This is a genomic window from Spirosoma sp. KCTC 42546, assembly GCF_006965485.1.
In the GTDB taxonomy this organism is placed as follows: Bacteria; Bacteroidota; Bacteroidia; order Cytophagales; family Spirosomataceae; genus Spirosoma.
Window position 1 is genome coordinate 7,379,387 of record NZ_CP041360.1, and the last position, 13,756, is coordinate 7,393,142.

11 protein-coding genes are annotated in these 13,756 nt (G+C 42.4%); 8 read left to right on the forward strand and 3 right to left on the reverse strand.

Going from position 1 to position 13,756, the window contains the following annotated elements; genetic code table 11:
* Nucleotides 1-713: 713 nt before the first annotated feature.
* From EXU85_RS30090 to EXU85_RS30120, 6 genes are all read left to right on the forward strand, one after another.
* On the forward strand, nt 714-1,292 hold the full coding sequence (locus EXU85_RS30090; protein WP_142775626.1) for a transposase: 579 nt from the start codon (nt 714-716) through the stop codon (nt 1,290-1,292).
* 1,163 nt (nt 1,293-2,455) lie between these two features.
* Nucleotides 2,456-3,748, forward strand: coding sequence for a GTPase-associated system all-helical protein GASH (locus EXU85_RS30100; RefSeq protein WP_142775627.1), 1,293 nt, complete (start codon nt 2,456-2,458; stop codon nt 3,746-3,748).
* 148 nt (nt 3,749-3,896) lie between these two features.
* On the forward strand, nt 3,897-4,721 hold the full coding sequence (locus tag EXU85_RS30105) for a hypothetical protein (RefSeq protein ID WP_142775628.1): 825 nt from the start codon (nt 3,897-3,899) through the stop codon (nt 4,719-4,721).
* Nucleotides 4,718-5,554 (forward strand): hypothetical protein, encoded by an 837-nt coding sequence (locus EXU85_RS30110; protein ID WP_142775629.1) that lies wholly within the window; start codon nt 4,718-4,720, stop codon nt 5,552-5,554. The genes EXU85_RS30105 and EXU85_RS30110 overlap by 4 nt, the downstream gene beginning before the upstream one ends.
* A gap of 20 nt (nt 5,555-5,574) precedes the next feature.
* Nucleotides 5,575-8,136, forward strand: coding sequence for an effector-associated domain EAD1-containing protein (locus EXU85_RS30115; protein WP_168207896.1), 2,562 nt, complete (start codon nt 5,575-5,577; stop codon nt 8,134-8,136).
* Nucleotides 8,136-9,233: a 5'-methylthioadenosine/S-adenosylhomocysteine nucleosidase gene (locus tag EXU85_RS30120; protein ID WP_142775631.1), complete on the forward strand. Its 1,098-nt coding sequence runs from the start codon at nt 8,136-8,138 to the stop codon at nt 9,231-9,233. Before EXU85_RS30115 ends, EXU85_RS30120 begins: the two co-directional genes overlap by 1 nt.
* Nucleotides 9,234-9,248: 15 nt before the next feature.
* Here EXU85_RS30120 and EXU85_RS30125 read toward each other — a convergent pair whose 3' ends face one another.
* The 3 genes from EXU85_RS30125 to EXU85_RS30135 all read right to left on the reverse strand — a co-directional run bounded on the left by EXU85_RS30125 (nt 9,249) and on the right by EXU85_RS30135 (nt 12,429).
* The gene (locus tag EXU85_RS30125) at nt 9,249-10,430 is read right to left on the reverse strand and encodes an ATP-binding protein (RefSeq protein WP_142775632.1); all 1,182 of its coding nucleotides are present in this window, start codon (nt 10,428-10,430) and stop codon (nt 9,249-9,251) included.
* 108 nt (nt 10,431-10,538) lie between these two features.
* Nucleotides 10,539-11,024, reverse strand: a complete 486-nt coding sequence (locus tag EXU85_RS30130; protein ID WP_142775633.1) for a hypothetical protein — start codon at nt 11,022-11,024, stop codon at nt 10,539-10,541.
* Nucleotides 11,025-11,091: 67 nt separating this feature from the next.
* A complete protein-coding gene (locus EXU85_RS30135; RefSeq protein ID WP_142775634.1) occupies nt 11,092-12,429 on the reverse strand; it encodes a radical SAM/SPASM domain-containing protein in 1,338 nt (445 codons plus the stop codon).
* A gap of 259 nt (nt 12,430-12,688) precedes the next feature.
* Here EXU85_RS30135 and EXU85_RS30140 point away from each other — a divergent pair, with 259 nt between their 5' ends.
* Nucleotides 12,689-13,096, forward strand: a complete 408-nt coding sequence (locus EXU85_RS30140) for a helix-turn-helix domain-containing protein (RefSeq protein ID WP_142775635.1) — start codon at nt 12,689-12,691, stop codon at nt 13,094-13,096.
* Nucleotides 13,097-13,182: 86 nt separating this feature from the next.
* A complete protein-coding gene (locus EXU85_RS30145; RefSeq protein ID WP_142775636.1) occupies nt 13,183-13,659 on the forward strand; it encodes a hypothetical protein in 477 nt (158 codons plus the stop codon).
* Nucleotides 13,660-13,756 lie beyond the last annotated feature (97 nt).

The window sequence follows — 13,756 nt, forward strand, 5'->3', positions numbered from 1 at the left end:
TTTCATTCTGCCATATTTAAACACTAAGTACATGACAAAATTAGCTCGACGTCTTTCTAGGGGCAACGTGAATTTTCACATGAATATTTGGGATTTTTAACTTAATGTATTCTATATACCTTCCATTCTTGGGCTAATAGCTTATTTGCTGAGCCGCTAAGCAGTTAGTATTATGAATGCCCCAAATGCATCTTTTTGTATTTAGTCATTCTCATCAATTAGGATTTTCTCATTAATGACAAAGCGCCTACATTACTGAAAGGTCTCTATTAGTAATCGACGCGTTAATCATGGATTAGCTTATCTAGAGCATCTCCATACGGCTATCTATGGTCAAATAGCATTGCCCCTCTCAAGGATGGCATTGTCATGTAGCCGATAAGTAAAAAAGGCCGGCTACATCGTAACCGACCTTTCCAGTATTTATTCACTTCATATAGGGAAGTCATTCAGATAATCCCCTATTGTTCAATCCTTTGCATTAATAATTGAAAGGGAAAGGGCTAATAACTAATATTAGCCGGGAATACTACAGTAGACACCATTTTGTTTGACTATTTGGCTAAAGAAACTATAAAGCAGTTAATCGGGATAAATTGATTAGGAATTTCGTTTGTGAGCCAAATTTGAGAGTTTTGCTCTATGATTGCAAAACAGGACTATTGAGATGGTCCAAGTTTGCCGGACAGTTGAGTTGCTTAATTAGCTGTACCATGGCCAAAAAACAAACCCCGTCGGCGCCCCGCCGAAAGTACGACGAAGCCTTCAAAAACGAAGCTCTCCGATTGGTCACAACCGGTAACCGAAGTGTACCTGATGTAGCTCGCTCACTGGGAATTTCGGATAATCTGCTTTATAACTGGAAAAGCAAGCTAAAAATAACCCCGCCACAAAACGGTGCTTACGAACAAGAACTTCATCAACTCCGGGAACAATTACGCAAAACTGAACAAGAGCGAGATATACTAAAATCCCTGTACAGCGCCGACGCTGTTGAATGGCTGTTACAACTTATCTTCTCGGCCCAAAACCCTACCTTTAATCGATTTCTGAACCAAGCCTCCCGCTTTTACTGGTACCTAATCGAGTCCTTCCTAAAATCTGGGCTGGAGCGTACGATGCTTTTAGAAAAGCATTTGGTGAATAAACTGGTGATCGCTTCAGCGAATCCCGTACAGAAAACTCTTACTCTCCCGCTACGCTCCCAGAAGTCATTAACCATTAATGTCCTATGGAAAGCAATCAAACATCGTTTAACATCATTCATGCTCATGCTGCTGGCATCGATGTAGGCTCACGGAGTCACCTAGTGGCTATCGACCAGAACAAAGACAACGTCCACGAATTTGGGGTGTATACCAAAGACCATCAGCGAAAAACATTCAGAGTGTTTTTTAAACAAGCGTCCGATTAATAGAACTCAATGATCCTAGGCCTGCTCCAACCTCGCAGCGGTGGCTCTATCCAAGCCATTTAAAAATCAGATCTAGGAAGGCCCCTTCGTCTCACATGGATCCTTTTGATTGATAAACTATTCAAATATACGTATCTTCTTTTCTCTGATCTAGCCCCACAATCTTCAATAATTCCACTAAAGCAACACTAAATTAGCTCCTTCCACTTTTACTTGCGACATACACCACCAAGATGTATCCAGAAAGCTACTGAAAGTCTCGCTCATAACGGTCTGGTCGCCAGTTCAAGTCTGGCCGGGCCCACCATATCTTTCAATAATTTAATTAAACCTTTATGATTGTCAGTTATTTGGCGGGGTTACATAGGGGTTACATTCAAAGTGTTTGGAAATGGGCTAATCTCCACGTGTTATCGTCCTTGTAATTCTAAAGGTTCAGTGAAGGAGAACCATATCTATGGCAACCTATTCGGTACTTTAAGTTTGTACGATGTTCGGTCTATTTCGACAGTCTACTTCAGCAAAAGCCTGCTCTATCGTTCAATACGCGCTTTCAGCATATGTCTGGCGAACCACTGACAGTCACGCTTGACAGTCATCTTATTGTCGTAGATGTCACGGAACTCTACTTTCAAGCTAATCGGTGCGAGTTGTTTTCGGGCATCATCAATGCCCACTTCACATTCATGATCATCAAAGCGTTTCTCAAAAATCGTTAGAGACGAATTTGGCAACACAATCCGCGCGACCGAGTCATTGGTTGGGGCAAACAGATAGGATTTTGCTCAAGGTTAAGGCGGGTTTCTATACTGGTATAAACCACACCACTTTTGCGACAGGTTGTTCTGTCAATGATTAAGGGCTAAGACCGTTGTTGCGTAGGTGAATTGCTATCACTTGTTGGCAGTCCTCCAACACAATCTGTAATAACGGCTTGAGCGACTTTTCGTTATGAAGCCGTTGCTGATACAGTTGATAAAACGTAGCCGCAAGAATAGAAAATTAATTAATTTTGATCTTATTAAATTCCACCAAAATTGAATGGAACGTAACGAGATTTTCTACGATTGGCTGCGCGCAAAATTTTTCGAGATAGAGGATAATGATACACGTTTACAACAACTTACTGCTGCTGTAAACGATTTAGCTGCGATCCTCGAGAAGGACCTGCACGAGGTTCGTTGCTTCACCTTGTCGGCACTCGATGCTGACATTCCGATTACTAATCCAAGTATTGTGGCTACTTATGAGTTAGTCAAAAAACATTGGAGCAGTATAGAGGGCAAATATCCAGAACCTCCACGTGGTATACTGCGAGGTATAATACTCAGTGCACTTTATCAACTGGGAATGAAGGATGCTGAACTTTGTAGGATTATTTACTATACTGCTAGTGGCTATAGCCAATTTGTGCGGTTTGGCAATGAACAGTCCATTATTAATCGCATCCTGAAAGAGTTTGGTAAGGATGTGGAGGATGAAGCATTAGCTGAGTGGTCATTAGGTGACGCGCCAATAGCGCCAACTCCAATTGCGTTGAAGCTCAAAAATTTGAGTTTAGAACTAAAGCTGAGTAGCACTGAAGTAGACGAAAATGAACTAAAAAAAGCACTAACTGAAGCAGCAGGAGTAGAGCCTAGACATAATCACGGCCCTCAAAATGGAACTCAATTTTGGTCTCCACACTTTGGATCCACTGCAAGTGCAGGCATTGCCAAAGCTATTAAAACAGCAGTAAATGGCTTTGGGGGATCACTCTCAACAAATACATTGGAAACCGAAATCAACAATTACTTCACCAATATAAATAACACATTAAATAACGCGTTTAAAGCATCCTTCCAGTCACTCTTAGCAGTAGAAAGACGAAGTAAATTATTATGGTGGAAGGAAACGCTATATTCTACCACGCTACGTAAAAGTTATAGAGAGATTGATGCGGCTGTTTTACCAGTAGTGATGGCCATTGACTTAGTCAAGCTACTGCCAGATGTAACGCCTGTAAGTGTGGACTATTTACTCACCGATACCTACCGTGCGGTGAAACACGACGCATCGATTAAGCAACCACTCTCGAAACTATTAGCTTGTTTTGAAGATGAAGAGCAGCAGAAACTTTTGGCTTCGCACCTACCCATGTTAACAGACTGCGGGGAGCGAACTACCCTGACTTTATTCCTAACCCAGGTAGTACACGACCAGAAATCCTTGAAAAAACTTACACATTATACGGGCCTGCGTGCCGATGTTGAGGCATCACATCAACAGCTGGCAGTAATAGTTCTCCACGATTTACTCACGGAACGTCTTATCCAGGAAGCCAATGCCGCTTAGTTGTACTAATACAAACTGTTATCCACAGGATAGAGAGTGTCAGGAAGGATGTAGGCCATTTAATCAATGCCCTAACTTAAGTCGGAACGAAAATGCGCCCGATGCTAACCCAACTGAAGCATCAACAACCGAACTTGATGGGCAGCGAGTGAACTGGACAGGTAGCGCAATGGGGTTAACTGATTTGCAGTCTTTAACTGCTCGTTCTCGAATTCTTCTGATTGGCCTTGCAGGAATGGAGAATGCAGGTAAAACTACATTTCTGGCCTTACTCTATTCACTCTTGCGCCGTGGGCAAAGCATAAACCACTATCGTTTTGCGGGTTCTTATACTCTATCCGGGTGGGAATTAATTACTAGCTTTCTGACATTCGAGAACGGTTCTAATCAAGTTACTTTCCCCCCCCATACCAGCCGTAATGCTGGTAGAATACCGGGTTTGTTGCATCTAGCGTTGAAGACTGAGGCAGACTATTTACTTGATGTAGTGTTTACCGACGCACCCGGAGAGTGGTTTAATGAGTGGCGTAGCTATCAGCAAGCGGATAATGCCGTTGGGGCAGAATGGATACATCATCATGGAGACGGTTTTTTATTATTTGCTGACTGCGAAGAATTGGCCGGAATTAATCGGGGAATTACACGTACAAATATCCAAATGATAGCAGACCGACTTGTAGTAAATCTAGGTTCTAGGCCGTTGGGTTTAGTATGGTCGAAATCTGACGTAGAGAATAACCGGCCAGCAATGCGAGAGAAGATTCAAAGCCATATTCAAACGAAAGCACCACAACATTATCAGGAATTCTCTGTCAGTGTAATGCAAAATGACCCCCAATGGCATCAGCAAGTCCTGCAGGCAGTTGGCTGGTTACTGGATACAATAGAACACGCGGCAGATCAGCAAGTCCCCACAATACCTTTAGCCGATACTGATGATTTATTTCTACTTCGTCGTAGTGTATTAGTATGAATCAATCACATCAATTATTGATTATAGGCGGTCCTAATGCTGGGAAAACGCACTTTGTATGTCAACTCTATAATCGGTTAGATGCTAAACGTAGTACTTATCACATGGTTACTGCGCCTTTAGATCTGACAGTAATAAAATCGGTTATAGGCCGATTAGCTCAAGGCTTGTCAGGTGAGCATACTGAAAGCGGGTTAAATGAAGAAATAAACTTTGTTGTAGCCAATGAATATAAAGAGATCGCGCTTTCTTTTCCCGATTACGCGGGTGAACAAATTCGGACCCTTGTGCGAGATCGGTTGGTTTCGAGCCGGTGGTACGAACTAATAACGCAATCAGACGAATGGTTACTGCTAATTCGGCCCGATGAAATTCCCACCTTGGAGGACATTACGACCCGTGGCCTTGCCAATGTAGAAGATTTGAAATCCAGATTTGCTATAGTGCCTAAGCAAGTGGAGCTGACCCCTCCAAGCTTTTATATTGAACTGCTCCAGATGATGCTGTACATTAAAGGTAAATCAGTGATTACGCCCGTTATCGAACCACGCCTTACAATAGCGCTATCGTGCTGGGATACCTTAAACCTGTCTTCATCAGGTATAACGCCATTTGGAGAATTACAAAAGCGATTACCATTCTTGTCAACTTTTCTAGAAACGGTTTGGGCACATGATAGTTGGCGAGTTTGTGGCTTATCCTCACTAGGCCGAACATTGGATACCAAAGTACCAGATGATGATTTTGTAGATGAAGGACCTGAGACAGCAGGATATTTAGTACTTCCATCAGGAGAACATGATCCTGATCTAACAAAACTAATTACTTTCTGAACGTGTCAGTTGTATCTACTTTGCAAATCCATCAAGCATACTTTGGGGCTGTCAATGGCACATCGCACGGACAGTTAGTTAGTAGTCTGACCGATACTTATCTACGTTCTTTTTTATCTGGGATTACTGACCGTCCAGAAGCTTTACCAACGGGATTTGAAATTTCCCCTTATCTATCAGCTACTACATATAGAGGCTACTATATTCTTTGGCGAACTTGGTCCGACAACGAAGCAAAAAGATTGGGAATGGTATTTACACATGTCCTTATTCTATCAGTTCAAGATTTGCCTAGAATCCCCGAGTTAAGTTCTGTTTTGAGCTTATTGTTAGACAAGCCGCTTCCAGTGGCACAACAGCCAACTTCGTTGGGTCCATTATCATTATCTTTAATCGATCATCAAAAGATAGAGCCAGTCGGTGCCGTTCCAGAAAGTTGGTTAACAATAATCAATCAAATGATTGATTGGCATCCTGGACTATTACCAATTTTTGTATCAGGAGAAGCCGATCAATTTCAAAAATTATTAGAGGATCTATGGCGTGGTTTACCAGGCACCTTAAGAGGCTTATTAGGATTTGGAATCAGGTTCACTCCACCCAATAAACCCAACTCAGCCTTGCCGATGCTTGTATATATACCTGTTGAATTGGAGGACAAATGGCGAAGTAAGCAAATAACTAAACTAGACATTAATCTAGTAAAAACACCAGAGGCCCCAATCGAGCAGCTAATATTGAATGGACAGCTGGGTCATGACTTTCTTGAATTTATCAATAATCTGGACTTATCTCTAGAAAATTTTAGGGCTCTAAATTTATGCCAGCGTGCTTATGTGCAGTTTAAGAGTTTACAGCCTTCTGAATTAGATGCTGGTAAGTTGCTAGCCTTACTCAGATCGTTAAGACAATTGCAACCAGACCCTCATAAAGCTGTAGAAATTAAGCGTTCAACCATAAAATTATTAGCAGAGGCATTGCCAGTTGTTGGTGTTAAGGAAGCAATGGGCCTACGAAACCTACCTTTAACAGCTTTTCCGCCTGAAGACCAGCTTTTAGAAGTAGCTTTAGAACAAATAGTGATTGACGTTATTAAAGCCCCTAAGCCCAATGAAGATTTACAGAAAAACTTACTGGGCTATCTGGTCGATACGAACGCGGAAAATATTGAACCGTGGTGGCGCCAAACAGCTCTCAAAGCATTTGAACAGAGTATAGTACAAGATTCCATGCACACTGCTAAAGTAATATGGCTTGGGGTTACAAAAACTGAAACAATTCGTGATTATGTTCTGAGTACTGTTCCGAATACAGAGGATTGGGAGCAAATATTAAGTAAGACTATCCCAAGATCACTATCTATTATGGTAGCAGATAGTGTAACCAGTTTTTGTGTACGTCGGAATTGGTGGGACTTATTTGCAGAAACAGTTGCAGTCGCATTCAAACCCGTAGAAGCGTTACGAAGACAAATAGAAGCTGAAAAACAGCTTAATATTTCAATATCACCCCGTGTGGATAAGCTGGTAAAGCGACTTTCTGATAGCGAATTAGTAGATATAGCTGTAGAATTAACTCATACTCAGCTTTTGGAGCTAGCAGGTGAAGTTTGCGGAAGAGATCCTAAGCAACTTTTACCAATGGATGTGCATATGCAGTCCTGGCGGACGATATGGTCAATCTCATTAACTTACACTAATTCAATTACAGTTGGATTAAGCAATCCCAAAGAGTCAATCAGCACCTTCTTAAAAGAATTAGCTTATGGGCGGGCCAGTGACTCCCAACCATTAGAATTGATTGCAGCGTCAACATATGCAAATATCTTGCATTTACCGGAGAGGACTATTATATGGAGCAGACTACCAACCAAACTTCTTCCGAAATTTGTTTCAACGACTCTCGATGCATTAGTTGAAGAAATATTGGCTGGTAAATGGACAGGTACTATTGAGCCTGTTTTAATGGAGAAGGCCCGTAGTATAGAATTTATTGGAAAGTTTTTGGGGCAGAAATGGAATGAGCCAGCGGCTGTGCTATCTGTAAATGACGTTCTTCATAACTTGTCAGACAATTATCTTAAAGATTATATTCACAATCTTCCCGCAATAAATGGGATTATAGCTGCGCGGTTAGGAAAACTCGTATATCTAAATAATTGGGATTCATCCGCTAGAACACTTTTAAGCAAAGCGAAGTCTAATACTGATTTCCGACCTGCTTTATATGAGTGTACTGGTATGTTTAATCTTCTGACCAAATTCATAAATCATCAATTATTTGGGCACCAAGCAACCTCAATTGAGGCTTGGTATGCTCTTGAGGAGCTTTTGGCTGATTTATACGAAGAAGGTCCGGATGGTGAATACAAAATCTGGAAAAAAGCTGGTGGTGACGTAACTAAATTCTCCAATGCCCAAAGCCGCAGGGCGCAATGGACAGAAGCTATACGACTATTACGGTATGGAGGGGGAGGAAAAAAGATTTCAGTTGAATCGTTAATTAAAGCTGCGCTTGATGACTATAAAGGCAATTCTAATCTAAAGGCACTAGCTAGCCTGAAACATTTATTTCAATCATAATGAAAACAGACATACTAGTTATCACCGCACTAGCATTGGAATTTAAAGCGGTCGAACAACTGCTTATAAATACTATTCCTATCAGACACCCAACCGGTACATACTATAAACGTGGTTCCTTTACTGCCGGGCAACATACTTTCTCAGTTGCTGTGGTGGAAACTGGTGCTGGTAACGTTAATTCTGCCCAAGAGACAGAAAGAGCTATTACTTTCTTTCAACCTGAGTATATCTTTTTCGTAGGCATAGCAGGAGGAATAAAAGACGTCCGTATTGGCGATGTTATTGTCTCTTCAGAAGTTATTCATTATGAAGGCGGCAAGGCAGGTGAAGTTTATAAGCCTCGTCTAAGTACTTATGCAGCCAACTATGAGTTAATGTCTTTGGCTAAATTAATAGCTAGGGATAATTCTTGGCAGCATAGAGTTAAGGATAAAATAAACACATATAAAGCTGAAGTCAAGCCAATTGCGGCTGGAGAAAAAGTAGTCGCTTCAGAGCGCTCGGCGACCTATGAACTCCTGAATCAATATGTAAGTCAAGCATTAGCCGTTGAGATGGAAGGCTACGGTTTTTTGGCTCCCATACATTCTCATCATGCTAAAGGCATAGTTATTCGAGGAATTTCAGATCTTCTGAATAATAAAGAAGTGGCTGATGCTAGCGGAAGTCAACCCCTGGCAGCACGTAATGGAACTGCTTTTTTAGCAGAAATGCTGGTAGAACTGGCAAACGAAAACCGACACTCATCGAATACTACCAATGTAATCAATCCTAAAGTATCAATCATTAAGCCAAATTCAGCAAATCCTCTTGATGATTTGGAGTGGCGAAATCGGTTGACAAAAATTCTGGCAGATCTTTACGAAGTAGGTCCGACTGATAACGGTGGTGCCTGGAAACGTGCTGGTGGAAAAATTGGCTTTCTTAGCAACAATAGTTCAAACGAAACACAATGGTTTACCGCCTTAGAACGCTTAGCAAAAGGCGGTGCTGGCCCCATTACTCTTGAATCACTTCTGAAAACAGTTCAACAAGATTTCGGAGATAATGAAGAAATAAATAATTTATGCAAGTATATATCTTTATCTAATTAATAATAAGCCCTTTGCTCACTGAATATTGCGAACTTCCTGCATCATATCAACCAAGGCGATTGCTGTGACACCTTTGGAAACTGGGTAACGCTCTGTGCCTGGATAAACCAGAAATCGGCTGGTTGCACCGATGTCTTCGCAACCCAGATAAAACCCTTTCGAGAGTACTGGAGCCATCGAACGCTTGATTTCGATGGCGTATATCTGCTGCTTATTTCGTTCGATAACGAGATCAATTTCCGCGCCTGCTGATGTCCGGTAAAACCATGGGGTAACACCAACGGGTAAGCAGGATAGCAGGTTTTCCACGACGAACCCTTCCCAACTGGCTCCGACCACCGGATGCCCCAGCAGATCATCCATATCCGTCAGGTTGAGTAACGCATGGGTAATGCCGCTATCGCGAATATAGACTTTAGGAGCTTTGACCAAGCGTTTCCCAATATTGCCTGACCACGGGCGCAAATGGCGGATCAGTAACAGGTCTTCCAAAAGTTCGATGTACCTTTTGGTTGTGGGTATACTTATACCCAGATTGGCCCCTAATTGAGCCATGTTTACTTGAGCCCCTTGGTTGTGGGCTAGCATCGTCCATAAGAGCCGTAAGGTCGTGGCTGGAATGCGCGGGCCAAATTGGGGTACATCCCGTTCTAGATAGGTATTAATAAAGTTGAGCCGCCAGCGAAGACTGGCCGGATCGGTTTTAGCTAAAAAGCTATCAGGAAATCCACCACGTAGCCAAAGCCTATTCTGATGGCCGGTCTTTGGAGCAATAATTTCCGTAGCCGTCAAACCCGATAGTTCTTTATAGGCGATGCGACCGGCAAGGGATTCGGATGCTTGCTTTAATAGATCGAGCGATGCCGATCCCAAAATGAGAAACTGGCCGGTTTTGTATCCCTGTCTGCGTCGTCGGTCAATAACACCGCGCAAAATGGCAAACAATTCGGGCACACGCTGGATTTCGTCCAGAATAATGAGCTGTCCCTTATGCAACTCAAAATACGCTTCGGGTTCACGCAATTTAGCCTGATCCGTTGGACTCTCCAGATCAAGATAGATCGGATCAGGACTAATAGCAGTTGCGATTGTTTCAGCCAGCGTTGTTTTGCCGACTTGACGGGGGCCAAGTACAGCAACGGCAGGAAACTCCTCAAGGAGCTGGGCGATTTCAGTTTGGGCTTCACGAGTTATCATCCTTGCAATTATAATACAGTATATTATAATTGCAAGGTCATTTTCAAGGCTTCAATAAAAAACTTGGGCTGTACAATTGTACTCGGGCAGTCTATGACCGTAAAAACTTCACTCAATACCATTTTTCACCATATATCGTGCAAACCATTTAAAATCACGTTCAAGGCAGATTTTATTATCGTAAATATCCCGTCCTTCGACTTTCAGGGTAATAACTGCCAGTTGTTGCCGAGCGTGGTTGATTTCGCTCTCGCCTTCATTCTCACCAAATTGGGTTTCAAAAACCACCAGATGCGCATTGGGAAGAACCACGCGTTTTACGGTAGTATTGATGGTCATACGCATATACGACCTCGGATTTAGATCAAGGCAATCTTCGATATTCGTACAAGACTGGCCGTCTTTTACGAAGGTTAGTCGGTCAATGATAAGTGGGCCGAGACCATTATTGCGCACGTGAACAGCAAGCTGCTTGTTGTAATCGGGCAAATCAATCTGGCCTAAAGGCTTGAGCGATTTTTCATTGTGAACCCGTTGCAGATACAATTGGTAAAACGTGGCCAGCAATGCTAACACCGAAATCAAAATTGCCAAGTTGGCCTCCCATGACACAAATGCTTATGATGCAGAAAGCATCTTCTTACTAAAAGGTGCTTTCCAGCTAGGCTATCATTCTATAATCCTGCAATAATTTCAATCGCTCCCGCGCCTGCAATTCGTAAATCAAGGGGATAAACTGGTGATACAAGCTGCATTGGGGGTCTTTGCCATTCACCCGATACACTGGACAGCCACTGGTGCAAACCGATCGGTAACGGCAGGACTGGCAGTCTTGAGATTTCATGTCTTCGTAATGGCTTCCCTGCTGGATCATATCCACCAAATCTATATTTGTATCAAAGAGGCTATAGGATAGCTGGGTGGGATCACCAAAATGGACATGGCAATAGTTGACCGATCCATCCACATAAATCGCTCCACCCGAAAAACCAGACGCACAGGTTTGAAAGCCTAACTCACTCGGTTTAAGATCGCAGAATTGGTGGCGAAGGGAAAATCGCCAGCCCTGCCCGATGGCCTCTTTCATTAACATATAGGATTCCGATAAGTATTTGTCCAGCATTTTCGCATCAATAGCTTCACCTTTCACAATTGAATAGCGAAATGGAACATCCAGGTCGATCAGGTAACGCGTCAGACGCGGCAAACCAACCAGGTTACTGTTCGTCACCACCGTATTGGTCGATACCGGAATCTGATGAGCGAGCAGTGTCCGCAAATTCCGATCAATGAGGGCAAAGCTCCCAGCCCCCGCTTTAAACGAGCGGGTACTGTCGTGATCTACATCTAATCCATCCAACGAAATCCCATAGCTGATACCGTATTCCTTTGAGAACGCCAATATCTCATCGGTTAAAATGGTTAGATTAGTAATAAACGAGCATTCCAACTGACAACCGATCTCCTGCAAGGTGCTTTTGGCTTGTGGAATAAAGGTTTTCCAAGCTTTGAACTGGCTTAGCGGCTCTCCTCCAGCTAAGCGCAGTTTGATGGATTTGAGACCTCGTTTTTGAACCGTTTCCACAATCTTATTTAGCAACTGCTGGCGTGTCGTCTCCGACATGCCCGACGTGGTGTTAAGCGTTGAGATGTAGCAATAGCTACAGGTCAGATTACACCGATTGGTAGTGTGAATCCAGAAATTGAGCGATTTCGGACTAGCTGGTTTTCGCGGTGAACTAAACTGCTGGTCAAACCGTATGATTTCGGTTCGAGACAGCAGATTCAAAAATCCCTCAACCGTATCAGCGGCAATACCGAATTTCTCGCTTAGGTCTGATACTGAGGTTTGATTATCAATAGCTGCTAGTAGCTCAGACTGTGCCCGGCTCAGAATCCGCAGTGAATTCGGGTAAGCGCAATTGACAACAAAGGCATGTTGATCATCAATGGGCCTTAATAGCAGTTGTGACGACTTGATGGGTATGTATGTCTTCATCGTCTGAAGTTGAGTAGCCTATGCAATCACAATTGGCATTTGCGGACGGAATAATAAATTCATGTTGCCCGAAGAACTGTTTGATGACAGAAGCATCATCGAATAAAAGGCTTTGTTGATCTATCATTGTCATTGTAGTAAGTTTAAATTTTGGTCTGGTCTATAATGGGCTAATTTTTTAGCAATAATAAAAGCATAAAACAAAATCTAAGCTAACTTTGACTTTAAGAATTTAAAGTTATACTTATAATAATCTAACATGAATACTCTCATGACTATTGGTGAAAAGATTAGGAGCCTACGTGCTATTAAAGGTTACTCACAGGAAACAATGGCTGATTTAATCGGCATCTCATCCATTGCTTATAGCAACATAGAACGGAATAAGACTGATATTAGCCACTCTCGCCTAGAGCAGATTGCCAAAGTACTAGGAATGGATCTCATCAGCCTGCTTTCCCACGGAGAACAAATTGCCAACATCTTCAGCAACTGTACAAACAATAATGTAGTTGGCACGGGCAACATTGTGTATTCAGAGCAGGAACTCCGTCATCAATTAGAAAAGGCCAACTTGACTATCGCCCTGCTAACAGCAGAAAAAAATAAAGCTGAGATGGAGGCTAATTACTGGAAGGAAAAATATACGCACGAACAAAAATTATAAGCTTGCCTTTATAAAACCATTCTTGACGTACCAGTTCTCTTTACAAATCCATATATTTACAAGTCAGGCACTTGAGATGAATATCTATGTCGTACAGCGATCTTTTAGCCCAACAGGACAAAGAACTTGAACGGCTCAATCAGGAGTATTATACGGATCAGGCAACGATCCGGCAACTGCAAAACGATCATTACGATAAGACCAAGTATGATGGCCAATTAGATCGGCTCAAAACACTCCACGAAAAGAAGGTCAAAGACGTACAAACCCGTTTTTCTCAGGAACAGCGGGAATATTTAGGAGAGCCAACCCCGCCGGAGCCATTACCTGATATTTCTCAAAGTCAAGATAAGGCGGCTGACATGATAAAAGCTTACCGACAGCAACAAACTTCAGCCCAAGCCAGCGCTCAGCAAAATTTGGGTGGAAGTCAAGAAATCAAGCGTCCTCAACACGCAAAAGGGCAAGTAGTCGATGAAGCTGAAGTCAAAAAACTAGCGCAGCAGGCACGAGAAAAACGTGAGCAAAAGCAACAACAGCACCGACGAGGTTTTAGAAGATAAGTGTAATTTACTTCTTTTCTTCTATAAATTACTAAAAAATTTGAATCTTATTGGAAGGAATAAAATTCATTATTTGAAAATGAAATATTATATCTGA

Bases quoted from the DNA above. Each gene is read 5' to 3' on its own strand.
- EXU85_RS30140 (WP_142775635.1), top strand. From the start codon at position 12,689: ATGAATACTCTCATGACTATTGGTGAAAAGATTAGGAGCCTACGTGCT.
- EXU85_RS30135 (WP_142775634.1), bottom strand. From the start codon at position 12,429: ATGAAGACATACATACCCATCAAGTCGTCACAACTGCTATTAAGGCCC.
- EXU85_RS30090 (WP_142775626.1), top strand. From the start codon at position 714: ATGGCCAAAAAACAAACCCCGTCGGCGCCCCGCCGAAAGTACGACGAA.
- EXU85_RS30100 (WP_142775627.1), top strand. From the start codon at position 2,456: ATGGAACGTAACGAGATTTTCTACGATTGGCTGCGCGCAAAATTTTTC.
- EXU85_RS30120 (WP_142775631.1), top strand. From the start codon at position 8,136: ATGAAAACAGACATACTAGTTATCACCGCACTAGCATTGGAATTTAAA.
- EXU85_RS30110 (WP_142775629.1), top strand. From the start codon at position 4,718: ATGAATCAATCACATCAATTATTGATTATAGGCGGTCCTAATGCTGGG.
- EXU85_RS30145 (WP_142775636.1), top strand. From the start codon at position 13,183: ATGTCGTACAGCGATCTTTTAGCCCAACAGGACAAAGAACTTGAACGG.
- EXU85_RS30125 (WP_142775632.1), bottom strand. From the start codon at position 10,430: ATGATAACTCGTGAAGCCCAAACTGAAATCGCCCAGCTCCTTGAGGAG.